This window comes from Streptomyces sp. NPDC087300, assembly GCF_044744425.1.
In the GTDB taxonomy this organism is placed as follows: Bacteria; Actinomycetota; Actinomycetes; order Streptomycetales; family Streptomycetaceae; genus Streptomyces.
Map to the genome: position 1 here is coordinate 213,094 of NZ_JBIUYI010000005.1, position 23,496 is coordinate 236,589.

The 23,496-nt window shown below is 73.1% G+C and carries 22 protein-coding genes; 14 read left to right on the top strand and 8 right to left on the bottom strand.

Translation table 11 applies throughout. From position 1 onward, the window contains the following. The first annotated feature begins 2 nt into the window (after nt 1–2). The 9 genes from ACIO9J_RS21195 to ACIO9J_RS21235 all read left to right on the top strand — a co-directional run bounded on the left by ACIO9J_RS21195 (nt 3) and on the right by ACIO9J_RS21235 (nt 10,221). Nucleotides 3–1,181 (top strand): cytochrome P450, encoded by a 1,179-nt coding sequence (locus tag ACIO9J_RS21195; RefSeq protein WP_402001559.1) that lies wholly within the window; start codon nt 3–5, stop codon nt 1,179–1,181. 8 nt (nt 1,182–1,189) lie between these two features. Then, a complete protein-coding gene (locus ACIO9J_RS21200; RefSeq protein WP_402001562.1) occupies nt 1,190–2,389 on the top strand; it encodes a cytochrome P450 in 1,200 nt (399 codons plus the stop codon). Between the two features lie 65 nt (nt 2,390–2,454). Beyond that, on the top strand, nt 2,455–4,053 hold the full coding sequence (locus tag ACIO9J_RS21205) for a tryptophan halogenase family protein (protein WP_402001565.1): 1,599 nt from the start codon (nt 2,455–2,457) through the stop codon (nt 4,051–4,053). 48 nt (nt 4,054–4,101) lie between these two features. Next, nucleotides 4,102–4,638, top strand: a complete 537-nt coding sequence (locus ACIO9J_RS21210) for a flavin reductase family protein (RefSeq protein WP_402001568.1) — start codon at nt 4,102–4,104, stop codon at nt 4,636–4,638. Then, on the top strand, nt 4,635–6,023 hold the full coding sequence (locus ACIO9J_RS21215) for a cation:proton antiporter (protein WP_402001571.1): 1,389 nt from the start codon (nt 4,635–4,637) through the stop codon (nt 6,021–6,023). The genes ACIO9J_RS21210 and ACIO9J_RS21215 overlap by 4 nt, the downstream gene beginning before the upstream one ends. A 175-nt stretch (nt 6,024–6,198) precedes the next feature. Next, the gene (locus ACIO9J_RS21220) at nt 6,199–6,762 is read left to right on the top strand and encodes a hypothetical protein (RefSeq protein ID WP_402001574.1); all 564 of its coding nucleotides are present in this window, start codon (nt 6,199–6,201) and stop codon (nt 6,760–6,762) included. Next, the gene (locus ACIO9J_RS21225) at nt 6,759–8,216 is read left to right on the top strand and encodes a peptidoglycan-binding protein (protein WP_402001577.1); all 1,458 of its coding nucleotides are present in this window, start codon (nt 6,759–6,761) and stop codon (nt 8,214–8,216) included. The genes ACIO9J_RS21220 and ACIO9J_RS21225 overlap by 4 nt, the downstream gene beginning before the upstream one ends. Continuing rightward, on the top strand, nt 8,213–8,971 hold the full coding sequence (locus tag ACIO9J_RS21230) for an ABC transporter ATP-binding protein (RefSeq protein WP_402001580.1): 759 nt from the start codon (nt 8,213–8,215) through the stop codon (nt 8,969–8,971). The genes ACIO9J_RS21225 and ACIO9J_RS21230 overlap by 4 nt, the downstream gene beginning before the upstream one ends. Then, nucleotides 8,968–10,221: an ABC transporter permease gene (locus tag ACIO9J_RS21235; protein ID WP_402001582.1), complete on the top strand. Its 1,254-nt coding sequence runs from the start codon at nt 8,968–8,970 to the stop codon at nt 10,219–10,221. The genes ACIO9J_RS21230 and ACIO9J_RS21235 overlap by 4 nt, the downstream gene beginning before the upstream one ends. A 127-nt stretch (nt 10,222–10,348) precedes the next feature. On the opposite strand, the gene ACIO9J_RS21240 is transcribed toward ACIO9J_RS21235, so the two are convergent. Next, nucleotides 10,349–11,425 (bottom strand): LLM class flavin-dependent oxidoreductase, encoded by a 1,077-nt coding sequence (locus ACIO9J_RS21240; protein WP_402001585.1) that lies wholly within the window; start codon nt 11,423–11,425, stop codon nt 10,349–10,351. 47 nt (nt 11,426–11,472) lie between these two features. On the opposite strand from ACIO9J_RS21240, the gene ACIO9J_RS21245 reads away from it, so the two are divergent. Then, nucleotides 11,473–11,961 carry a hypothetical protein gene (locus ACIO9J_RS21245; protein WP_402001588.1) on the top strand — a complete coding sequence of 163 codons (489 nt, stop codon included), beginning with the start codon at nt 11,473–11,475 and terminating at the stop codon, nt 11,959–11,961. 37 nt (nt 11,962–11,998) lie between these two features. On the opposite strand, the gene ACIO9J_RS21250 is transcribed toward ACIO9J_RS21245, so the two are convergent. Further along, nucleotides 11,999–12,211: a dodecin gene (locus ACIO9J_RS21250; protein ID WP_402001591.1), complete on the bottom strand. Its 213-nt coding sequence runs from the start codon at nt 12,209–12,211 to the stop codon at nt 11,999–12,001. A 195-nt stretch (nt 12,212–12,406) separates the two neighbouring features. On the opposite strand from ACIO9J_RS21250, the gene ACIO9J_RS21255 reads away from it, so the two are divergent. Beyond that, entirely contained in the window at nt 12,407–13,690 is a 1,284-nt protein-coding gene (locus ACIO9J_RS21255; RefSeq protein ID WP_402001594.1) for an extracellular solute-binding protein, read from the top strand. A gap of 78 nt (nt 13,691–13,768) precedes the next feature. On the opposite strand, the gene egtD is transcribed toward ACIO9J_RS21255, so the two are convergent. Genes egtD through egtA form a run of 4 tightly spaced genes read right to left on the bottom strand, consistent with a single transcriptional unit; the run spans nt 13,769 to nt 18,175 of the window. Continuing rightward, nucleotides 13,769–14,731 carry an L-histidine N(alpha)-methyltransferase gene (gene egtD, locus ACIO9J_RS21260; RefSeq protein ID WP_402001597.1) on the bottom strand — a complete coding sequence of 321 codons (963 nt, stop codon included), beginning with the start codon at nt 14,729–14,731 and terminating at the stop codon, nt 13,769–13,771. Continuing rightward, a complete protein-coding gene (gene egtC, locus ACIO9J_RS21265) occupies nt 14,728–15,483 on the bottom strand; it encodes an ergothioneine biosynthesis protein EgtC (protein ID WP_402001600.1) in 756 nt (251 codons plus the stop codon). The genes egtD and egtC overlap by 4 nt, the downstream gene beginning before the upstream one ends. Further along, nucleotides 15,483–16,814 carry an ergothioneine biosynthesis protein EgtB gene (gene egtB, locus ACIO9J_RS21270; RefSeq protein ID WP_402001603.1) on the bottom strand — a complete coding sequence of 444 codons (1,332 nt, stop codon included), beginning with the start codon at nt 16,812–16,814 and terminating at the stop codon, nt 15,483–15,485. The genes egtC and egtB overlap by 1 nt, the downstream gene beginning before the upstream one ends. Further along, a complete protein-coding gene (egtA, locus tag ACIO9J_RS21275) occupies nt 16,811–18,175 on the bottom strand; it encodes an ergothioneine biosynthesis glutamate--cysteine ligase EgtA (protein WP_402001605.1) in 1,365 nt (454 codons plus the stop codon). Before egtA ends, egtB begins: the two co-directional genes overlap by 4 nt. Before the next feature lie 159 nt (nt 18,176–18,334). Between egtA and ACIO9J_RS21280 the strand changes: the two genes are divergently transcribed. Further along, a complete protein-coding gene (locus ACIO9J_RS21280) occupies nt 18,335–19,192 on the top strand; it encodes a TIGR02452 family protein (protein ID WP_402001608.1) in 858 nt (285 codons plus the stop codon). Here the strand turns inward: ACIO9J_RS21280 and ACIO9J_RS21285 are convergent. Next, nucleotides 19,177–19,644 (bottom strand): type II toxin-antitoxin system PemK/MazF family toxin, encoded by a 468-nt coding sequence (locus ACIO9J_RS21285; RefSeq protein ID WP_402001611.1) that lies wholly within the window; start codon nt 19,642–19,644, stop codon nt 19,177–19,179. The genes ACIO9J_RS21280 and ACIO9J_RS21285 overlap by 16 nt on opposite strands. Before the next feature lie 62 nt (nt 19,645–19,706). On the opposite strand from ACIO9J_RS21285, the gene ACIO9J_RS21290 reads away from it, so the two are divergent. After that, nucleotides 19,707–20,786 carry a glycosyl hydrolase family 18 protein gene (locus tag ACIO9J_RS21290; protein WP_402001614.1) on the top strand — a complete coding sequence of 360 codons (1,080 nt, stop codon included), beginning with the start codon at nt 19,707–19,709 and terminating at the stop codon, nt 20,784–20,786. A gap of 6 nt (nt 20,787–20,792) precedes the next feature. Here ACIO9J_RS21290 and ACIO9J_RS21295 read toward each other — a convergent pair whose 3' ends face one another. Beyond that, on the bottom strand, nt 20,793–22,223 hold the full coding sequence (locus ACIO9J_RS21295; protein WP_402001617.1) for an amidase: 1,431 nt from the start codon (nt 22,221–22,223) through the stop codon (nt 20,793–20,795). 237 nt (nt 22,224–22,460) lie between these two features. Here ACIO9J_RS21295 and ACIO9J_RS21300 point away from each other — a divergent pair, with 237 nt between their 5' ends. Next, nucleotides 22,461–23,495, top strand: coding sequence for a LacI family DNA-binding transcriptional regulator (locus tag ACIO9J_RS21300; RefSeq protein WP_402001620.1), 1,035 nt, complete (start codon nt 22,461–22,463; stop codon nt 23,493–23,495). Nucleotide 23,496 lies beyond the last annotated feature (1 nt).

Sequence of the window (23,496 nt, forward strand, 5' to 3'; positions counted from 1 at the left end):
CCATGCCCAAGCTGTCCCAAGTACCGCTGCACGAACAACGCGACGGGATCGACCCCATCCCCGAACTGGCCCTGATGAGCAGGGACACCCCGCTCGTCGAGTTCGACGTCCCCGGCACCTCGGAGCGCACCTGGCTCGCCGTCGGCCACGACGTCGTACGGGCGGTCCTCGGCGACGCGGACCGGTTCAGCTCCCTGCCGCCCGCGGACACCGACGCCGACTCCCGGCGGCTCGTCCAGCCGGGCAACCTGCTCCAGTACGACCCGCCCGACCACACCAGGCTCCGCAAGATGCAGACGCCGGAGTTCACCAACCGGCGGATGCGCAGGCTGGAACCGATGATCACGGAGATCGTGGCGGACCACCTGGACGCCCTGGCACGGGCCGGGCAGCCCGCCGACCTCATCAGGCACTTCGCGGCGCCCATCCCGAGCCTGGTCGGCTGCCTCCTCTTCGACATCCCCCGCGACGACCACGCCGAACTCGCCCGCAACCTCGACATCAGCCGCACCGAGGTGCACTCCAGGGAACGGCGGATGGCGGCGGGCAAGGCCTACATGGCGTACATGGGCACGTTCATCAAGCGAAAGCGCCGCCGCCCCGGCGACGACCTGATCAGCGCGCTGATCAAGGAGCACGGCGCGGAGCTGACCGACGACGAACTGGCCGGCACGGTGGCCACGCTGCTCGCGCCCTCCGTCCTGAACGTCGGCGGCACCCTCGGCCTCGCGATCCTCGCGCTGCTGCGCCACCCCGACCAGCTCGCCCTGTTCACCGAGCGGCCGGAGCTGACCGACGCGGCGGTGGAGGAGCTGACCCGGTACACCTCGGTCACCGCCGCCTCACCGCGCACCGCCCTGGAGGACGTGTCCCTCGCCGGGCAGCAGATCAAGGCGGGTGACGTCGTGATCTGTTCGCTGTTCGCGGCCAACCGCGCCCGCTGCCCCGGCGGCCCGACGGACGACCTCGACATCACCCGCGAGGACACCAGCCACGTCGCCTACGGGCACGGCATCCACCACTGCCTCGGCGCGCCGCTGGCCAGGCTGACGCTGCGGATCGCGCTGCCCGCGCTGCTGCGCCGCTTCCCCGGACTGCGCCTCGCCGTACCCCCGGAGGAACTCCGCTACAAGGCGCCGACCGGCATCTACGGCGTCGAGACGCTGCCCGTGGCCTGGTAGGAGACGACATGGCACAGGACCGCGCGGCCATCCCCGTGCACACCCGCAGGACGGGCTTCGACCCGGCGGACGAGCTGCGCACGCTCACCGCGGGGCAGCCCGTCATCAGGATCGAGGACGACCCGCGCGGCGAGGGCGGCACCGTCTGGCTGGTGACGGGCTATCACGAGGTGCGCCAGGTCCTCGGCGACCACGTCCGCTTCTCCACCCGCCGCCGCGTCGGCTCGCGGGCCCCCGGCACCGACGACCACCGGCCCGACGAGGCCGTCGGGCAGCTCATGGACTACGACCCGCCCGACCACACCCGGCTGCGCAAGATGCTCACCCCGGAGTTCACCCACCGGCGGATGCGCAGGCTCGAACCGCGCATCGAGGCGCTGGTCGCCGAGCGCCTCGATCTCGTCGAGCGCGCGGGGCCGCCCGCCGACCTGGTGGCGCAGTTCGCCGCGCCGATCGCGGGCGCCGTCCTGTGCGAGCTGATCGGGGTGCCCCGCGACGACCGCAACGACTTCCTGCGCCGCTGCCACACCCACCTCGCCGAAGGACAGCGGCAGCGGCGCGCGGCGGCGGGCAGCGCGTTCACCCGCTATCTCGCGGCCCTGGTGGCACGCCAGCGCACGGACCCCGACGAGGGCTTCATCGGCATGCTCGTGCGCGACCACGGCGAGGAGTTCACCGACAAGGAACTGCGCGGCGTCTGCGTCCTGTTGATGCTCGCGGGACTCGACAACATCTCGGGGATGATCGGCCTGGGCACGCTGGCCCTGCTCGACCACCCCGACCAGCTCGCGGCCCTGCGCCGCGACCCGGCGGAACTGGACCGGGCGGTCGACGAACTGCTCCGCTACCTGTCCGTGCCGCACGCCCCCACGCCCCGTACCGCCCTGGAGGACGTCACCGTCGCGGGCCGGCACGTCAAGGCGGGGGACACCGTCGTCTGTTCGATCCCGATGGCCAATCGCGACCCGGCGCTCACCGCGCTGCCCGACCGACTCGACCTCACGCGCGAGCCGGTCGCCCACGTCGCCTTCGGCCACGGCATCCACCACTGCCTGGGCGCCGCCCTCGCCCGGCAGGAACTGCGGATCGCCTTCGCGGCGCTGCTGCGCCGCTTCCCCGCGCTCCGCCTCGCGGAACCCGCGCGGGAGGTGGCGTTCCGGATCAGGTCCACCGCGTACGGCGTGGAGAGCCTGCCGGTGGCCTGGTGACAGAAGAGGGCGCGCACCACCGAGGAGATCGTCGTGCTCAACAGGGAGACAGGGGTGGGGACATCATGAACGGCTCAGCGACCAACGGCACACGGACACAGGACCCGGCGTCCGCCGTGCGCGACGTCGTCATCGTCGGCGGCGGCACGGCGGGCTGGATGACCGCCGCGTATCTGACGGCGGCGTTCGGCAACCGCGTCAAGATCACGCTGGTGGAGTCGGCGGACGTCGGCACCATCGGCGTCGGCGAGGCCACCTTCAGCGACATCAGGCACTTCTTCGAGTTCCTCGGCCTGGCCGAACAGGACTGGATGCCCGCCTGCAACGCGACGTACAAGCTCGCGGTCCGCTTCGAGAACTGGCGCGAACCGGGGCACCACTTCTACCACCCCTTCGAACAGCTGCGGTCGGTCAAGGGATTCCCGCTGACCGACTGGTGGCTGCGCTACCCGACCAGCAAGCGGTTCGACACCGACTGCTTCGTGATGGCCTCGCTGATCGACGCCAACCGCAGCCCGCGCTACCTCGACAACCGGCTCCTGGAGCAGGAGTTCGTCGAGTCCGACGACCTGCCGAACACCATCGCCGAGTACCAGGGCGCCCAATTCCCCTACGCCTACCACTTCGAGGCGCATCTGCTCGCCAAGTACCTGACCAAGTACGCCACGGAGCGCGGCGTGCGGCACGTGGTCGACAACGTCGTGGACGTCGGCCAGGACGAGCGCGGCTGGCTCACCCACGTGACCACCGCCGAACACGGCCGCCTCGGCGGTGACCTCTTCGTCGACTGCACGGGATTCCGCGGACTGCTCCTCAACAAGGCGCTCGCCGAGCCCTTCGTGTCCTACCAGGACACGCTGCCCAACGACAGCGCGGTCGCCCTCCAGGTGCCCATGGACATGGACAAGGACCCGCTGCGGCCGTGCACCACCGCCACCGCCCAGGACGCGGGCTGGATCTGGACCATCCCGCTGATCAGCAGGCTCGGCACCGGCTACGTCTACGCACGGGACTACATCGACCCCGAGGAGGCCGAACGCACCCTGCGCGAGTTCGTCGGACCCGCCGCGGCCGACGTGCCCGCCAACCACATCAGGATGCGCATCGGCCGCAGCCGCCGCTCCTGGGTCAACAACTGCGTCGCCATCGGCCTGTCCAGCGGCTTCGTCGAGCCGCTGGAGTCCACCGGGATCTTCTTCATCCACTACGCGATCGAGCAGCTGGTCAAGTACTACCCGGCGGCCGACTGGGACCGATCCCTGCGCGAGCAGTACAACGGCGCCCTGATGAACGTCATGGACGGCGTACGGGAGTTCCTGTGCCTGCACTACCGGGGCGCCAAGCGGGCCGACAACAAGTACTGGCGGGACACCAAGACCCGCGCCGTGCCCGACGCGCTGGCCGAGCGCCTGGAGCAGTGGGAGAGCAAGGTCCCCGACGCGGGCACCGTGTACCCGCGCTACCACGGCCTGCCGCCCTACTCGTACAACTGCATCCTGCTCGGCACCGGCGCCATCGACGTACGTCCCTCGCCCGCCCTCGACCTCATCGACGAGAAGGACGCGCTCGCCGAGTTCCAGGCGGTGCGGGACAAGGCGCGGCACCTGGTGCGGACGCTGCCCACCCAGAACGAGTACTTCCGCCGGATGCGCGACGGGGTGTGACCGAGGGGCATGACCGGTCCGGTGGTCGAGGGGAAGGAACGGGAACGGATGGACACCGAGTTCCGCGAGATGATGGCATCGTTCCCCACCGGCGTCTCGGTGGTGACCGCGAGGGACGGCAGCGCCGCGCCCCGGGGCATGACGTGCTCGTCGCTGTGCAGCCTCAGCGTGGACCCGCCGACGCTCCTGACGTGTCTGCGCACGGAGAGCCCCACGCTGCGCGCGGTGCTCGCCAGCGGGGCGTTCGCGGTGAACCTGCTGCACGGCGAGGCCGACTGGGTCGCCGCGCTGTTCGCATCGGGCGCGCCCGACCGCTTCGAGAAGGTCGCCTGGCGGCCCGTGGGACACACCCGCAGCCCCGCCCTGATCGAGGCCGCGCACGCCGTCGCCGAGTGCACCGTGGCCCGCACCCATCCTTCGGGCGACCACGTGATCGTCGTGGGGACGGTGCGCGCCGTCGAGCGCTTCCGCGGCTTCGGGCGCGAGAGCGCCCTGCTCTACGGCTTCCGTAGGTACGGCGAGTGGCCACCAGGGGTCCCCGCGGCCGTCGGTGACTCCCGGGCGGGCCGGGAAAGGGAGCGGTGAGGGTGGTACCGGACTCCGCAGGGGCGACGGGCCACCCGGCGACGGCGGGCGACGTGCTCGCCGCCGCCCCCGTCGCGCCGATCGCCGCGCACCCGCTGCTCGTCTTCCTGCTCCAGGTCGGCGTCCTGCTGCTGCTCGCCATCCTGCTGGGCAGACTGGCCGCCCGCTGCGGGCTCCCCGCGATCGTCGGCGAGCTGGGCGCGGGCGTGCTGCTCGGGCCCTCGCTCTTCGGCTGGCTCGCGCCCGGCGCCAGCGCCTGGCTGCTGCCCGCTGACCCCGCCCAGGTCCACCTCCTGGACGCCGTCGGGCAGATCGCGGTGCTGCTCCTGGTCGGGCTCACCGGCATCGAGATGGACCTGCGGATGATCCGCCGCAGGGGCGCCACCGCGCTGCGCGTCAGCCTCGCCGGTCTCCTCGTGCCCCTGGCGCTCGGCATAGGCCTCGGCTATCCACTGGCCCGGATGCTGGACATCGGCTCGTCCGACCGGCAGCTGTTCGCGCTCTACATGGGCGTGGCCATGTGCGTCAGTGCCATCCCGGTCATCGCCAAGACGCTGATGGACATGAACCTCATGCACCGCGACGTCGGCCAGCTCACCCTGGCCGCCGGGATGATCGACGACACCTTCGGCTGGCTCATGCTCTCCGTCGTCTCCGCGATGACCGTGGGCGGCCTGACCGCGGGGGTGTTCGGGCACGCCATCGGCTCCCTCGCGCTCGTCCTGGTCGTCGCGGTGCTGCTTGGCCGGCCGCTAGTACGGCGTGCCCTGCGGCTCTGCAAGGGCTCCGAGGAGCGGACGGTCTCCACGGCCGCGGCGATGATCGTCCTCGCGGCAGCGGGCACCCAGGCACTCGGCCTCGAAGCGGTGTTCGGCGCGTACCTCTGCGGGATGCTCATCGGCTCCAGCGGGGAGTTCGACCGGTCCCGTACGGCGTCGCTGCGCATGGTCGTCCTCGCCGTCCTCGCCCCCGTCTTCTTCGCCACGGCGGGGCTGCGGATCGACCTGCGGGCCCTGGCGGAGCCCGCGGTGCTCGGGGCCGCCCTGATCGTGCTCACCGTCGCGATCGTCGGGAAGTTCGTGGGCGCCTACATCGGCGCGCGGCTGAGCAGGCTGAGCCGCTGGGAGGCGCTCGCGCTCGGCGCGGGGATGAACGCCCGGGGCGTCATCGAGGTCATCGTGGCCATGGTCGGGCTGCGGCTCGGCATCCTCGACACCAGGACGTACACGATCGTCGTCCTGGTCGCGGTGGTCACCTCCGTGATGGCACCACCGCTCCTGAAGGCCGCGATGCGGCGCATCGACTGCACGCGCGAGGAGGAGCTGCGGCTCGTCGAGTGGCGCGGGACGCCGGCGCGCGGGAGCCCGGAGCGGGCCAGGCCCTGACGGGGCGGGTGCCCGGCGCCGCGCCGCCGGGCACCGGGAAACGGAACTGCCGCGCTGCCGTCGGCACGCGGCAGTTCGGTCTGCCCGGGACTGGCCGGGGACCCCTTGGGAGCACTGTGTGGACGCCCGGTTCTGTGCCCGCCGTGTGACCGCCCGATGCGTAGAACTTGGGCTCATGTTCACCACACACAAGCGAGCCGTCGCACAGTCGCTCCTGGCGGTATCGGCTCTGTTCGCAGGATCACTGCTCACGGCGTGCTCGGGCGATTCGTCGGCCGCGTCGTCCAGCAAGAGCTCGACCCCCGCCGACCCGGCACTGGCGTACTCCAAGTGCATGCGCGCCAACGGGGTCCCCAAGTTCCCCGACCCGCAGCCCAACGGCGGCGGCCTCCGGCTGAGCCCGGACGACGGGGTCGACCCGAACTCCCAGGCGTTCAAGGAAGCGGCCAAGGCTTGCCAGGACAAGGCCCCGCAGGGCAACGGTCCCGGCGGCGGTGGCGGTGGAGGGGGCGGCGCCGCCCTCGACTCGGCCAAGGTCGCGTCCTGGGCGAAGTGCATCCGCTCGAACGGGGTGCCGAAGTTCCCGGACCCGGAGGTCAACGGCTCCAGCATGGTCATCGACATCATGGGCGCTGGCGTCGACCCCGGTGACCCGAAGTTCCGCGAGGCCATGCAGAAGTGCCAGAGCAAGTACCCGGGCGGCGCCGTGCAGTTCGGTGGCGGAGGAGGCCCGCAGTGACGACTCCGGACGGGACCGAGTCCCCGCAGCGCCACGGCGATCCGGCGGGCTCTCTGGAACGGCACGGCTCGGGCGAGGCGGCGAACGCGCGCACCGGCGTGCTCACCACCACGTCGAGCAACGGCGAACGGCCCGAAGCCGCGCTCGCCAAGCGCTCCGAGGCGAACGTCGCCGAACGCCAGGAAGGGACGGCGGCCGAACGCCCCGAAGAGGCCGTGCCCGAACTCGCCGCGGGCGGTGCGGGCGACGACGGGGACAGCGGAGAAGAGACGTCCGACGGCGGCCGCAGGCGCCGCCCGCTGCGCACCTCGCTGATCGTGCTCGCCGCGATAGCCGTCGCCGCGGCGGCCGGCATCGCGGCCACCGGATCGCTCGGCGGCGACAGCGGCGGCGCGAGCGCCGCGCCCTCCGGGCCGCCCGCCACGGCCAAGGTGCAGCGCACCACGCTGACCGACTCCGAGACCGTGGACGGCAACCTCGGCTTCGGCGACGCCACGACCGTGCAGGCCCCCGCCGCCTCCGGCGACACGGGGGGCGGCGGCCAGAACGGGCAGGGCGGCGCGACGGGCGCCGGCACGAGCGCGGGCACGATCACCTGGCTGCCCGAGGACGGCAAGGTCATCCGGCGCGGCGACCCCGTCTACCGCGTCGACCAGCGTCAAGTCGCGCTGCTGTACGGCTCGTTCCCGCTCTACCGCACCCTCAAGGACGGCAGTGAGGGCGCCGACGTCAGGATGCTGGAGAAGAACCTCCGCGCCCTCGGCTACACCGGCTTCACGGTCGACGACACCTACACCTCCGACACGGCCGACGCCGTCAAGAAGTGGCAGGACGACCTGAACCGCGACGAGACGGGCACGGTGGCGCCCGGCGACGCCCTGGTGGCCGACGGCGCCCGGCGCGTCGCCGACGTCAAGACCACCGCGGGCGCCGCCCTCAGCGGCAGCCTCCTCACCTGGACCGGCACCGAACGGATCGTCGGCGTCGACCTGGACGTGCAGTTCGAGGACCTGGTGCAGAAGGGCACCAAGGCCACCGTGAAGCTGCCGGACAACACCACCGTCGAGGCCGAGGTCACCGACATCGGGACGCCCACCAACGGGCAGCAGGACTCCAGCGGCAACGGGGACTCCGGCAGCGGCTCGGGCTCGGGCTCGAACAACAACGACCAGGTCACCCTGCCCGTCGAGCTGACCGTGAAGGACCAGAAGGGCCTCGGCCGCTACCAGGCCGCAGCCGTCGACGTCACGCTCAAGGCCGAGTCCCACAAGGACGTCCTCGCGGTCCCCGTCAACGCCCTGGTCGCCAAGCGCGGCGGCGGCTACGCGGTGGAGGTCGTCACGGCGGACGGCACGAAGCTCGTCCCCGTCAAGCTCGGCATGTTCGCGGACAGCAAGGTCGAGGTGTCGGGCACCGGCATCAAGGAAGGCACCGTCGTGGGGGTCCCCAAGTGACCTCGCAGACACCGGAAACACCCCGGAACCGGCCGGTGGTCGAGCTGGCCGGGGTGTCCAAGACCTACGGGGACGTGGCCGCGCTGCGCGGCGCCGACCTGGTCATCCGGCGCGGTGAACTCCTCGCCATCGTCGGCCCCTCGGGGTCCGGCAAGTCCACGATGCTCAACATCATGGGCACCCTGGACCGCCCGTCGGCCGGCCTGGTGCGCATCGACGGGCACGACGTCGCCGACCTGAGCGACCGCGAGCTGTCCGCGCTGCGGGCGGGCACCATCGGCTTCGTCTTCCAGCAGTTCCATCTGGCCTTCGGCGTACCGGCGTTGGACAGCGTCGCGGACGGGCTCCTGTACAGCGGCCGCCCGCGCGCCGAGCGGCGGCGCCTGGCCGAGCGCGCACTGCGCAGGGTGGGCCTGGGGCACCGGCTCTACCACGAGCCGCACCAGCTCTCCGGTGGCGAGAAGCAGCGCGTCGCCATCGCCCGCGCGGTCCTCGGCGACCCGCCGCTGCTGCTCGCCGACGAACCGACGGGCGCGCTCGACTCGCGCTCGGGCGCCGTCGTGATCGAGCTGCTGCACGAACTCCACGAGGCGGGCACGACGGTGGTCGTCATCACCCACGACCGGGACATCGCCGCGACCCTGCCCCGCGAGGTGCGGGTCAAGGACGGCCGGATCGAACATGACTCCGACAGCGGGGCCGAGGCGGCCGCGGCGCGCGGCACGGACCTGGTCCCCGAGGGGGCACTGCGATGAGCACGGCGAACGCGACCAAGGAACTGGAGCCCGCGGCGGGTTCGGCGCCACCACCCCGGCGGCCGAGGCCCGCCCGGATGAACCCGGCCGACGTCCTGCGCGTCGGCGGCTCGGGGCTGCGCTCGCGCCCCATGCGGGTCTTCCTCTCGGCGCTCGGCATCGCGATCGGCATCGCCGCCATGGTCGGCGTGGTCGGCATCTCCACCTCGTCGTCCGAGGACCTCAGCCGCCGGCTCGCCTCGCTCGGCACCAACCTGCTGACCGTGACCCCCGGCACCTCCTTCAGCGGCGACGACGCCCATCTGCCCGCGGAATCCGTGCAGATGATCGGCAACGTCGACCACGTCCAGTCGGTCTCCGCCATCGGCAGGACGGACGCCAAGGTCTACCGCAACAACTACACGCCCAAGCAGGAGACCGGCGGGCTCACCGTCGCCGCCGCCCGCACCGACCTGCCCAAGTCGGTCGGCGCCGAAGTCGTCGACGGCCGCTGGCTGAACACCGCCAACAGCCGCTATCCGGCCGTGGTGCTCGGCCCCAAGGCCGCCGAACAGCTAGGCGTGCACCGGGCGGGCGCCGACGTCAAGGTGTGGCTCGACGGGCAGTGGTTCACCGTCGTCGGACTGCTCGCGCCCAACGAGCTGATCCCCACGCTCGACTCCACGGCCCTGGTCGGCTGGAACGTCGCGGAGCGCGAACTGAGCTTCGACGGCTACCCGACCACGATCTACACCCGCGCCGAGGAGTCCTCCGTCGGCGACGTGCAGTCCGTGCTCGGCGCCACCGCCAACCCCGAGACGCCCAGCGAGGTCGAGGTCTCCAGGCCGTCGGACGCGCTGGCCGCCAAGGAGGCCACCGACGACACCCTCAGCGGACTGCTGCTCGGCCTCGGCGGAGTGGCCCTGCTCGTGGGCGGCGTCGGCGTCGCCAACACGATGGTGATCTCCGTCCTGGAACGCCGCTCGGAGATCGGCCTGCGCCGCTCGCTCGGCGCCACCCGGGGCCAGATCCGCACCCAGTTCCTGGCCGAGGCGCTGCTCCTGTCCGCACTCGGCGGGCTCGGCGGCGTCCTCCTCGGCATCGGCGTCACCGGCGGCTACGCCGCCTACCAGGGCTGGCCGTCCGTCGTGCCGGTCTGGGCGATGGCGGGCGGCGTCGGCGCCACCCTGGTCATCGGCGGCCTCGCCGGCTTCTACCCGGCCGTGCGGGCGGCGCGGCTGCCCCCGACCGAGGCCCTTGCCACCACCTGAGACCGCGGTGCTCCTGCTGGATTCGTCCCCCGTGCCACGGGGGCGCCGCGCCCGCCCGCGCCACCTCCGGGCCGATCCCGGGGGACGTCGCGGGCGGGACCTCGGGGTGCGTGGCGCCCGGCCGGTGTCAGGAAGGGCGCACAGGGCTCTGTACGGGGCTCGGCAGGGCGCTCCGGGCGGTGCTCGGTACGGCGCTCCGGGCGGGCGAGAGACCGGCCACGCGGGCCAGGCGGCCGAAGGAGTCCAGGAGGCCCGCACGGTCGTACGTGCTGGTCGTCACGAGCACCTCTTGTGCGCCGCTCTCCTTGATCACCCGCGTCAGCTCGTCGGCCACCTGCTCCTCCGTGCCGTACACATGGCCGCGCAGCCCCGACTCGTAGAACCCGCGCTCCTTCTCCGTCATGGTCAGCTCCGCGACCCGCTCGGCGGGCGGCAGCGGCGGGAAGGTGCCGTGGGTGCGGGAGTACACCATCGACCAGGCCTCGGGCACGAGCAGACGACGGGCCGCCTCCTCGGTCTCCGCGACGGCGACGTTCCCCGCGATCACGACGTACGGCTCCGACGACCAGGACGACGGCCGGAAGGACGCCCGGTACTCGTCGATGCCGCGCAGCATCTTCTCGCGGCCCCTGATGTCCCCGATGACCAGCGGAAGCCCCGCCTCCGCGGCGATCCGCGCGCCCTCGCCGACGGCCAGCACGAACGGCGGCACGGTGAGGCCCTCGGCGGGCCTGGCCCGCACCCCGGTCTCCGAGGTGCCGCGGAACCAGCCGAGCAGCTCGGTGAGCCGCGCCGCGAAGTCGTCCGCGTCGTGCTTGTCCCTGCCCAGCGCCTTGCGCACGCCGTCGGTGAAGCCGACGGACCGTCCCAGGCCCATGTCGATCCGGCCGGGGAAGAGCGCTTCGAGGACCCCGAACTGCTCGGCCACCACGAGCGACTGATGATTGGGCAGCATCACGCCGCCGGTGCCGACCCGGATAGTGCTCGTCGCCCCCGCGACCGCCGCCGCCAGGACCGTGGGCGCGGAGCCCGCGACGCCCGGCACGCCGTGGTGCTCGGAGACCCAGAACCTCGCGTAGCCGAGCGCTTCGAGCTGCTGCGCGAGGCGCACGGTGTCGCGCAGCGCGGCGGGCCCGTCGTGCCCCTCCCGGGTGCGCGAACGGTCGAGTACGGAGAAGCGGGTTTCCGCGATCACTGAGCTCACGTCGGTTACAACGCGTGGGCGCCGCCCGCATTCCTTACGCTGGCGACGTGACACAGGACAACAGGCCACTGGCCGTCTTCGACCTCGACGGAACCCTCGCGGACACCGCGCACCGCCAGCGCTTCCTGGAGCGCAAGCCGCGCGACTGGGACGCGTTCTTCGCGGCGGCCCCCCATGACCCGCCCTTGGCGCGGGGCGTCGAGCTGGCCCTGGGGAGCACGGCGGAGTGCGAGGTCGTCTACCTGACGGGCCGCCCCGAACGCTGCCGCAGGGACACCGAGGAGTGGCTGACCCGCCAGGGCCTCCCGGCGGGCCGCATCTGGATGCGCCGCGACGACGACCGGCGCCCGGCCCGGCGCACCAAGCTGGAGATCCTCCGCGACCTCGCCCGTGAGCGGGAGATCCGCATGCTCGTGGACGACGACGAACTGGTCTGCGACGAGGCGGAACGAGCGGGCTTCACGGTCGTACGGGCCCGCTGGGCGATCCCGTCGGAATCCCTGAAGACGGCCCAGGAGCAGGAGGGCAGGACCTGAGGAGGCCGCGCGGACCGTACTCGTCGCCGCGCGGACGCTACTCGTCGTCGAGGCGGAATCCGACCTTGAGCCCCACCTGGTAGTGCTGGATCTCCCCGTCCTCGATGTGCCCCCTCACCTGGGTGACCTCGAACCAGTCAAGGGACCGGAGTGTCTGCGAGGCCCGCGCGATGCCGTTGCGGATGGCCTGGTCGACGCCCTCCTGCGAGGTGCCGACGATCTCGGTGACGCGGTACGTGTGATCCGACATGAGGGGATTCCTCCCGGCAGTGGAATGACGTCATGGAATGCCGCCACTCCACCGTGCCCCAGCCCGCGCCGACGCGCGAGATGGCACACACCCCTTGACCGACTCATTGGTACAGACCAAAATCCAGCCATACCCGTTCGAGTTTCGTGCTCACCCCCCGCGTCGGGCCAGCCCTTCCCTGTCCGCAGGCAGAAAGTGACCCACGTGAAGCCCCGCCGCCGTCCCGTCGCGCCCCTCGTCGTCGTCCTCGCCTCCTCTACCCTGCTCGCCGGATGCGGGGTGCTGCCCGGGGGAGACGGGCGCAAGACCGTGACCCTCTGGCTGATGAAGGGCAGCGCGTCACCGGAGTTCGTCGAGCGGTTCACCGAGGACTTCGAGAAGCAGCACGACGACATCGACCTGGACGTGCGCATCCAGGAATGGACCGGCATCGGCGCCAAGGTGAAGAAGGCGCTCAAGGACGACAGCGGCGAAGGACCCGACGTGATCGAGGTCGGCAACACCCAGGTCGCCCAGTACGTCGACGAGGGCGGCCTGTACGACCTGACCCTGGAGTCGGCGCGCGACCTCGGCATGGACGACTGGCTGCCGGGCCTCGCCGAGCCCGGCCGCTTCGACAACGCCCAGTACGGCATCCCCTGGTACGCGGCGAACCGCGTGGTGATCTACCACAAGGACCTGTTCGACGCGGCGGGGATCAAGCGCCCGCCGCGCACCCGCGCCGAGTGGCTCGCCGACACCGAGAAGCTCAACACGGGCGGCAAGCAGGGCATCTACCTCGCGGGCCAGGACTGGTACACCCTCTCCGGGTTCATCTGGGACGAGGGCGGCGACCTCGCGAAGGAGCACCGCGGCACCTGGAAGGGCAGCCTGCACGCGCCCGCCGCGCTGCGCGGCATGGAGTTCTACCGGCAGTTGCAGGCGCTCGGCCAGGGGCCGCGCGACGCCGACGAGGAGCACCCGGCGCAGACCGGCGTGTTCGCGGAGGGCGACGTGGCGCAGATCATCGCCGTGCCGGGCGCGGCCCGCGCCATCGAGGAGAAGAACCCCGGGCTGAAGGGCAAGCTCGGCTACTTCCCCATCCCCGGCAAGACGGCGGGCAAGCCCGGCTCGGTCTTCACCGGCGGCTCCGACCTCGTGGTGCCCGAACGCAGCGACGACCACAAGGGAGCGGTCCAGCTGATCGAGGCCCTCGCGGGCAAGAAGTGGCAGACCGAACTGGCCCGGACGATGAACTACGTGCCGAACAAGGCGAAGCTGGCCCCCGCGGTCGCGGGCGAGGAGGGCGTCGCGGCGATGGCGGTCGGCGCGGCCAACGGCCGGGCGACCCCGAACTCGCCCCGCTGGGCCGGGGTCGAGGCGAAGAACCCCATCAAGGGCTATATGACCAAGGTCCTCAACGGCGGCGATCCGGCGGCCGAGGCGCGCAAGGCATCGGGCCGGATCACCGACACGCTGAACGTGGTGGCGGGCCCGTGAGCTGACGGCGGTGGCCGGGTGCGCACGTCCGCACCCGGCCACCGCCCCGCGCCGGAGCGCGAACGCCCCGGCCCCGCCCTACGCCGCCGTGCTGAGCGACAGCGCGAAGCGCCCTCTCTCGTCCGTCCACCAGTGGCTCAGCTTCAGGTCGGCGGCGGCGAGTTCGGACCGTACGCCGACCTCCCTGAACTTCGCGGAGACCTCCGTGCGCAGCTCCTCGCCCTCGGCGAAGTCGACCGTCATGTCGAGCGCGGGGATCTTCACCGTCTGGCCGGTCAGCGAGCGCAGCCGCATCTCGATCCACTCGTGCGCGGGGTCCCAGACGGCCACGTGCGCGAAGGCGGCGGGGTCGAAGTCGGCGCCCAGTTCGCGGTTCATCACGGTCAGGACGTTCTTGTTGAAGGCGCCGGTCACGCCGGACCTGTCGTCGTACGCGGAGACGAGCACCGACTCGTCCTTCACCAGGTCGGTGCCGAGCAGCAGCATGTCGCCGGGGGACAGGAGCGTGCGCACGGAGGAGAGGAACGCCGCGCGTTCGGCGGGCAGCAGATTGCCGATCGTGCCGCCGAGGAAGGCGACCAGGCGCGGCCCCGGGGTGCCGGGCAGCGCCAGACCACGGGTGAAGTCGGCGATCAGGGCGTGCACGGAGAGCGCGGGACGCTGGGCGAGCAGCGCGTTCGCGGCGCCGGTCAGCGCGCTCTCGCTGACGTCCACGGGGACGTAGGTGTCCAGGGTGGCCATCGCGTCGATGAGGTGGCGGGTCTTCTCCGAGGAGCCCGAGCCCAGTTCGATCAGCGTCCGGGCGCCGCTCACCCCGGCGATCTCGGCGGCGCGCGCGACGAGGATCTCGCGTTCGGCGCGGGTCGGGTAGTACTCGGGCAGGGTGGTGATCTCCTCGAAGAGGGCGCTGCCGCGCGCGTCGTAGAACCACTTGGGCGGCAGCGTCTTGGGGCTGTGGGTCAGGCCGTGCAGGACGTCGGCGCGCAGCGCGGCGTCGGTGGCGTCCTCGGGCAGGGTCCTGGTCAGCAGGAACGGGCTCACGCGGTGGGCTCCTTGAGCGGGGTCAGCAGTACGTCGGTGCGGCTGGCGGCGAGCAGGGTGCGGTCGGGCACCTCGCGCCAGTGCGGATCGTCGTCGTAGGGCTCGGAGGCGACGACGGTGCGGCGGTCGGGCTCCGCGAGGTACCAGAGGGTGTCGCCCCAGGCGGTCGCGGCGATCGTGTCGCCGTTGGTGAGCAGGAGGTTGAGGCGCGATCCGGGGGCCACGGCGGCGATCTCGGCGACGGTGTCGGCGAGGGCCTGGCCCTCCTCGTCGCCGGCCCGCAGCCGGTGCAGGACGAGCGCCCACACCAGCGCGGAGTCGCAGCGCGCCTCCATCGAGAGCAGCTCGGCGGCGGGCAGCCGGGCGGCGAGCGGTGCCAGGGAGCGCGGCCAGCCGGCGATCGCGCCGTTGTGGCTGAACAGCCAGGGCCCGGCGGTGAACGGGGCCGCCGCTGCCTCCCCGTCCGCGCCCCCGAGGGTGGCGTCGCGCACCGCGCCGAGCAGCGCCCCGGTGCGTACGACCCTGGCCAGGTCGGCGAACGACTGGTCGCCCCAGACCGGCCCCGCGCGCCGGTAGCGGGCGGGCACCGGATCGTCCTCGGCGTACCAGCCCACGCCGAAGCCGTCGGCGTTGACGGTGCCGTGCCGCTGGTGCCGGGGCGCCCAGGACTGGCGGTACAGGCTGTGCGCGGGCTCCACGAGGAGGCTCCCCAGCGGTTCGGGCGGGCCGAGGAACGCGAGATGACGGCACATCAGGCGGCCCCGCAGGGACCGGCGTCGCGTGCCGTGCGGAACCCGGAGAAGATCTGCCGGCGCACCGGATGGTCCCAGTTGCGGAAGGTGCCGCGGCAGGCCACCGCGTCGACGGAGAAGGCGCCGCCGCGCAGGACCTTGTAGTCGCCGCCGAAGAACACGTCCGAGTACTCGCGGTAGGGGAACGCGGTGAAGCCCGGGTAGGGCAGGAAGCCGCTGGACGTCCACTCCCACACGTCGCCGATCAACTGGCGTACGCCGAGCGGGGATTCACCCGCCGGATAGCTTCCCGCGGGGGCGGGGCGCAGATGGCGCTGGCCGAGGTTGGCGTGCTCGGGCGTGGGGTCCGCGTCGCCCCACGGGTAGCGCGTGGAGCGGTCGGACACCGGGTCGTACCTGGCCGCCTTCTCCCACTCCTCCTCGCTGGGCAGGCGCCGCCCCGTCCAGCGCGCGTAGGCGTCGGCCTCGTACCAGCTGACGTGCAGGACCGGTTCGTCGAGCGGCACCCGCTCCACCGTCCCGAAGTGCTTGCGCAGCCACTGGCCGCCCTCATGGCGCCAGAACAGCGGTGCGCTGAGCCGGTTCTGACGGACCATCGCCCAGCCCGCCGGGTCCCACCAGCGCTCCTCGTCGTAGCCGCCGTCCTCGATGAAACGCAGATAGGCGGCGTTCGTCACCGGGGTGGTGTCGATGAAGAAGGGCGGTACGAGACGGTGGTGGGCCGGCCGCTCGTTGTCCAGGGCCCAAGGCTCGGTGGAGGTGCCCATGGTGAACGGGCCGCCGGGGACCAGGACTTCGGCGGGGCCGGTGAAGGGCGGGTCGAGCGGCGCCGGGTCGGGCGCGGTGAGCGCCGTCGGGCCGGTGCGCAGCTGGTGCGTGATCAGCATCGTCTCGTCGTGCTGCTGCTCGTGCTGCGCGATCATGCCGAACGCGAACCCCGCGTCGGTGAGCGGGGTGCCGTGCAGCGGCGTCCTCTCCAGGATGTCGAGCGCGCGCCCGCGCACCTCGGCCGCGTAGTGGCGGGCCTCGGCGGGCGCGAGCAGCGGCAGGGCGGGGCGTGCGGCCCTGGGGTGCTCGAAGGCGTCGTACAGCGGGTCGATCTCGGGGCGCATGGCGTCGCGCCCGGCGACCGCGCGCAGCAGCCACTGCTCCTCCTGGTTGCCGATGTGCGCCAGGTCCCAGACCAGTGGCGACATCAACGGGGAGTGCTGCGCGGTGAGTTCGCCGTCCTCGACGCAGCTGGTGAGCAGGGTGGTGCGGTCCCTGGCGGCGAGCAGCGCGGCGTGCGCGCGCTCCCGCAGGGCTTCGGGGTCGGCGGTGGGCCCTGTCATCGGCGGGCGTCCTTCCCGGGGGTGTCGTCAAGGATGTGGGGGCCGGGCGCGCCGCTCTCGCGCAGCCCGTCCAGGAGGTCGTCGGCGGGGCAGCGGCCGCGCGCGACGTACTGGGCGCCGTACGTGACCACGGCGTCCCGCACGGCCGTGCTCACGCCCATGCGGGGCAGCGCGTCGGCGGCCGCGGCGAAGCAGGCGACGGCGGCCTCGCGCAGCTCGGCGTCGGCCGGGCCGTGGCGCGCCGCGTCCAGCCACAGCGGGCTGTGCGGCGCGGCGGGCGAGCCCGGCGGCCCGGCCCGCTCCGCGAGCGGCTTGACCACGCGGTAGGCCGTCTCGGCAGCCTCCGCGTCGTCGAACAGCGCGGCGGTGACGGCGAGCGGCACGATCCAGCCGTCCTCGCCGGGCTGCGCGTCGACCATGCGCAGCTCCAGGTGGCCGCGGGGGCGCACCGGCGGGAACAGCGTGGTCAGGTGGTAGTCCAGATCCTCGCGGGTGGGCGCTCTCGGCGCCTTGGAGCGCGTCCAGGCGCGGAAGGTGAGGCCCTCGGGCACGGGCCAGGGGGACGTCCCCGCGCTGTCCCCGAGGTCCCTGACGCACATGACGGGTGCGTCGAGGGCGTGCCGGGTCCAGGTCTCGCGGGGCTCCCCTTCGAGGGGCGGCGCGCCCGACCTGTCGGGGGCGATGCCCGCCCAGATGGCCTGCCGGGTGGAGCGCCAGCCGGTGCTGCGGCCGTCCTGGAGCGGCGAGTTGGCGAACGCGGCGACCAGGACGGGACCGAGCAGGTGCGCGAGGCGCCAGCGTCGCGCGTAGCCGAGCGGACCCGGCTCCTCGTGCCCGGCGTCCAGGCAGATCTGCACGGACGCGGTCGAGCACATCATGCGGCGGCCCGAGGGGCCCGCCCGGTCGAAGCAGCACTCCATGGCGTCGTAGCGCGGCTCGTGCAGGATTCTGGCCGGTGGCCGCCACGGGTCGGCGCCGACGCCGCTGAGCGTGAGGTGGTGGGAACGTAACGCGTCACGTACGACGCGGAGATCGGCCCGCATGGCCGAGATGCACTCCGTCAGGGACGCGGCGGGCAGCGAGCTGAGCTCCAGCTGGCCGCCGGGTTCGACGGTGATGAGCGAGTGCAGGGGCAGGGCCCGCAGTGCGGCGTAGGCCGCTTCGAGGCGGGGGGTGGGAACGGGTTCGTGGGGCAGACCCGGTTCGTGGACGAGCCATTCCAGTTCGACGCCGGTGGTGCGGGGCGGCCCTGTCTTGAAGCAGATGCCGCGGACCAGCGCCTCCACCTCCGCCTCGGTCACCGTGTCCAGGGCCCTGGTACGCGGTGGGATGTCGTGCTGCGTACAGTCTCCCTCGGGCATGACGGGGATCCTTCCTGTCGATGGTGCTCGTAACACCCAAAACCCTCAAGGGCGTTCGCACAAGAGTGCCCCTAAGGTCGTTTCCGCACCGGGAATCGAGTTGTGCCGCCCGTCGTGCGGAGCTCACCATGCGTTCATGAACGACACGGGGGCGCGGCCATGAGCGCCCGGCTGCGCGCACAGGCGCAGGAGACGGAAGAGATCGTCGCGGCGGGGGAGTACGCCACGGGGAGCGGACGCACGGTGGCGATCGGCGCCGCCGTGGCCGCCGCCCGCGAGGGCACCCGGATCTTCGGCCCCGACCCGGTGGACGTGCCGCCCCGCCCGCCGGTGCCCACGCGGTTCGAGGTCACCGGCGAGGGCAGCACGGAGGCGGCCCGCAGGCTCGTCGGCGCCGGCCGGGACGCGGCCGGATCCCCGGTGGCGGTGCTCAACTTCGCCTCCGCGCGCAATCCCGGCGGCGGCTATCTGAACGGCGCCCAGGCCCAGGAGGAGGCCCTGTGCCGGGCCTCCGCGCTCTACACCTGCCTGCTGGAGGCCCGCGCCTACTACGACCACCACCGCGCGGAACGCGATCCCTTCTACAGCGACCGCGTCGTCCACTCGCCCGGCGTCCCGGTCTTCCGTGACGACCGGGGACGCCTGCTCGACACGCCGTACACGGCCGGCTTCCTCACCTCCGCCGCGCCGAACGCCGGGGTGATCCGGCGTCAGGCGCCCGAGCGCGCCGCGCTGATCCCTGCGGCGCTCGCGGCGCGCGCGGAGCGCGTCCTGGAGACGGCCGCCGCCTGCGGATACGACCGTCTGGTGCTCGGCGCGTGGGGCTGCGGCGTCTTCATGAACGACCCGGCCGGGGTCGCCACCGCGTTCAGGGAGCTGCTCGGCGCGGGCGGTCGCTTCCACGGACGCTTCACGCACGTCGTGTTCGGGGTGCTCGACCGCACGAAGGGCGCGGTGACCCGCGGCGCCTTCGAGACGGTGTTCGCCCACGAGACCGGGGCTCAGCGCCAGCCGTAACGCTCCCGCAGCCGGAGCACGACGAGGTTGAACCGCATCCGGTCGAGCGCGCACGCCTCGCGCCGCATGCCCCGCTCGTGCACCCGCAGCACCCGGTCGATGTCCACCCACGACTCGCGCCCCTCCCGGTCCCAGGGCCCGCTGCCGATCGGCACCCACTCCCTCTCCCCGTCGTGCCGCTTGCTGGAGAGCTGCACGGCCAGGAGCGTGCCGGAGGCCTCGCGGGCGACCACGAGAACCGGACGGTCCTTGCCGCGCCCGTCGTTCTCCTCGAAGGGTACGAACGTCCAGACGATTTCCCCCGGATCGGGGTCGCCGTCGTGCTCCGGGGCGTACTCGGTGCGGACCCGGCCCACCTCGCGCGGCTCGGCCTCGGTGGTCGCGGTGGCGCCGGAGCGGCCCGGCGACGCGGACAGGTGCGGGTCATCGATCGAAGCAGTCACACGGGTCACCGTAGGACCTGTCCGGCCCAATCCACAGCGCGGGTCCGCCGGATGCCACGCAGGCTCGGTGCATGCTGCTTCGACACACGCGCCACGCCCGGGTCCTCGTCGTCCTCGCCGTCGCGGGCTCCGCGCTCGCCGCCGTACCCGCCGCCACCGGCTCCTCCCCGCCCTCGCCGCCGCCCGCGCATGCCGCCCCGCCCCTGCGCACTGCCTCCGCCTGGCTGCCGTACTGGAACCAGGAAGCCGCCTTCAAGAGCGCACTGCGCCACAAGGACCAGCTGCACACCGTCAGCCCCTTCTGGTTCCAGACGAAGTCCGCCGGGCGTGTCGCGCCGCACACCGGAGCGGGGGACCGGCGTGTCGTGGACGGGCTGCACCGGGCGGGCATCAAGGTCGTGCCGACCGTCATGGAGACCATGGCACCCGGCGCCCTCGCCGCCGTCGTCACCGACCCGGGCAACCGCGCCACCCACATCAAGGCACTGCTGCGGACCGTGCGCTCCGGCGCCTACGACGGCCTCGACCTCGACTACGAGACCATCGCGCCGACCGGCGACGCTGCGTACAAGAAGGTCCGCGACGGCTACGCCACGATGGTCACCGACCTCTGCCGCCAGCTGCACGCCCTGCGCAAACAGTGCGTCATCACGGTCTCTCCGAAGACCGCGGGCACCGGTCGCGTGTGGGACTACAAGCGGCTCGGCGCGGCCGCCGACCGGCTGCGCGTCATGGCGTACAACCTGCACTGGGCCGAGGGCGCGCCAGGCCCCCTCTCCACGCCCGACTGGTACGAGGACATCCTGCGCCGCGCCACGGCCGAAGTCCCGCGCCGCAAGCTGGAGATGGGGCTGCCCGCCTACGGCTGGGACTGGGCCGTCGGCAAGAGCGGCCGGGCCAAGCACGTCACCTCCGTCGAGGCGGAGGCGCTGCGCCGCAAGGTCGGCGCGCCCTACCGCATCGACCCCGCGTCCAAGACGCCCCACTTCACGTACAAGGACGGCACGACACGCCGCACCGTCTGGTACCAGGACGCGCGCGGCACCGCGGCGCACCTGCCCGCGCTGCGCAGGCACCGGGTCACCAACACCGTCCTGTGGGCACTCGGCTTCGAGGACCCCGGGCTCTGGAAGGTGCTCGCCCGCGGCTGAGCCGCCTCACGGCGCCGGTGCCGCGTCGGGCACCGGCGCGGGCCACCGCTCGTACCAGCGCCGGTCGGCCTCCAACTGCGCGGCCAGCGAGATCAGGAGCGGCTCGCTGCCCGCGGGCCCGAGCAGCTGCGCGCCGACCGGGAGGCCGCCGGGGGTGTGCCCCGCGGGCACGTTGACGCCGGGCCAGCCGAGGACGTTCCACGGCCACGCGTACGGGCAGGCGGCGATCATCGCCCGGTCGGTGCGCCAGCCGTTCATCGCCGCCAGCGTGCCGATCCGCGGCGGGGGAGTGGCCGTCGTCGGCGCGATCACCACGTCGTACGTCGCGAAGATGCCGCCCACCCTGCGGTGCAGCGCCGCCTCCGCGCGCCGGGCCAGCTTCAGCGGGACACCGCCCAACAGCCGCCCCATACGGGCGGCTGCACGGGTGCGCGGGTCCAGGAGCGCCGGGTCGGGGACGTGCCGCGTCCACTCCGCGATGCCCGCCGTGGCGCGCGGCACGAAGGCCAGCCCGATCTGGCCGTAGCGCGGATCGGCCGCCGCCACGTCGTGCCCGAGCGCGGCGAGCCGCTCCGCGAGCGCCACCACCCGGTCCCGCACCACCGGGTGCAGCGCCTTGGGCGTCGCCGTGAACGGCATCCGCAGGGAGAGCGCGATGCGCAGCCGCCCCGGATCGCGCGTCGCCGCCTGCGCGGCGCGCACGGCGGCAGGCCGGTGCAGATCGCCCGCGTGGCTGCCGCTCGCCGCGTCCAGGAGGAGCGCGGCGTCCGCGACGGTCCTGGCCAGCGGGCCGTTGACGGTGATGCCCTGGAACGCCTCGGCCCACGGCCACGTCGATATCCGCCCGCGCTGCGGCTTGATGCCGACCAGATGCGTCCAGGCCGCCGGGATGCGCACCGAGCCCGCGCCGTCCGAGCCGAGCGCGGCGGGCACGAGTCCCGCGGCCACCGCGGCCGCCGAGCCGCCCGAGGAACCGCCGGGCGTGTGACCGGAGTTCCACGGATTGCGCGTGTCGCCGAACCCGGGCCCCTCGGTGAACGGCCACTGCCCCAGCTCGCAGCTGTTCGTCTTGCCCACGAGGACCGCCCCGGCCGCGCGCAGCCGGCGCACCGCCTCGGAGTCCTCGGACTTCGGCGGAAACTCGCCCCTGCAACCGAACGCCGTCGGCTCGCCCGCGATGTCCATGTCGTCCTTCACGGCCAGCGGCACCCCGAGCAGCGGCCGCCCGGGGAAGGGGCCGCCGGCCGCCAACTGCCGGTCGGCGGCGTCCGCTTCGGCGAGCGCGGCCTCGGCCCGCAGCAGCTTGAAGGCGTTCAGCGTGGGCTGCGCCGCCTCGATCCTGGCCAGCGTCCGCTCGGTCAGCTCGCGTGCGGACACCTCTCCTTCGGCCAGCGCGCGGGCGGTGCGCGCCAGGCCGTCGGCACGGTCGGCAGTCATGTGGGGGGCACCTTCGGTCGACGACGGGTGCCCGCACGTTAACCGGCGAGTAGGTCGCCGGGGAATGCGCGAAGGGAACAATGGCGCGTGCCCGTGCGGAAGTTGTGTGCAAGGGGCCCGGCCGCCGTCCGGCCGTGCCGCGCGCCGCGGGACGGGTCCGCGCCTCCGGTTCCACCCGTCCGCGCCCCGCCGCCCGCCTGCGGGCGCCCCCGCACGGTCTGCGAGGATGCCCATGTCATGGTGCAGATACCGAACCAGCAGCCACCGCAGCGCTCCGTGCCGACGAGCGCCGACGTCGCCCGCCTCGCGGGGGTCTCCCGCGCCACCGTCTCGTACGTCCTCAACAACACCAGCGCCGTCCGCATCAGCGAGCCCACCCGCCGCCGCGTCCACGACGCCGCGAGGGAACTGGGCTACGTCCCGCACGCCGCGGCGCGCAGCCTGCGCGCCGGGCACAGCCGCATGGTGCTCATGCCCACGTCGGAGATCCCGATGGGCCCGCTCTTCAGCCAGTTCTTCAACGAGTTGCAGTGGGCGCTCAGCCGCCTCGACTACACCGTCGTCCAGTACGCGAGCCTCGGCCTGACCGGCGAGGACGCCGCGCGCGCCTGGGCCGAACTGCGCCCGGTCGCCGTGCTCGCGCCCGACGCCTCCGCGCTCGGCCCCCGGGGCGTGACCGTGCTCAAGCGGTCGGGCGCCAAGGCCGTCTTCACGCTCGGACCGCAGCAGGTGGAGGGCGCGCACGCGCTCCTGATGGACGGACGCAGGGTGGGCGAGGCCGCCGCCCTGCACTTCCTCGCGCGCGGCCGGCGCCGCATCGGCGCGATCGTCCCGACGGAACCGGGCCTGGAGATGTTCTGGGAGCCACGCGTGGCGGGCCTGCGCGAGACGGTCGGCGCCACCGGCACCGCGGGCGCCACGGTCACCGAGATCCCCCTCGGCTACACCGAGGAGTCCGCCGCACTGCTCGCGGCGCGCTGGCGCGACCTCGGGGTCGACGCCGTCTTCGCGTACAACGACGAGTACGCGATGCTGCTGATGCGTGCCTTGCAGGACGAAGGCATCGACGTTCCCGGCGACACGGCCGTCATCGGCTCCGACGACCTCATGCTCGGCAGACTGCTGCGGCCCCGGCTCAGCACCGTCCGCATCGAACTGCCCTCCGGGCCCACCCTGGCCGAGCTCGTCGACCGCGTGGTGCGCGACCCTGGGGCGGAACCCGAAGTGCACGACGTCCTCGGTGCGGACGTCGTGCACCGCGAGTCCAGCTGAT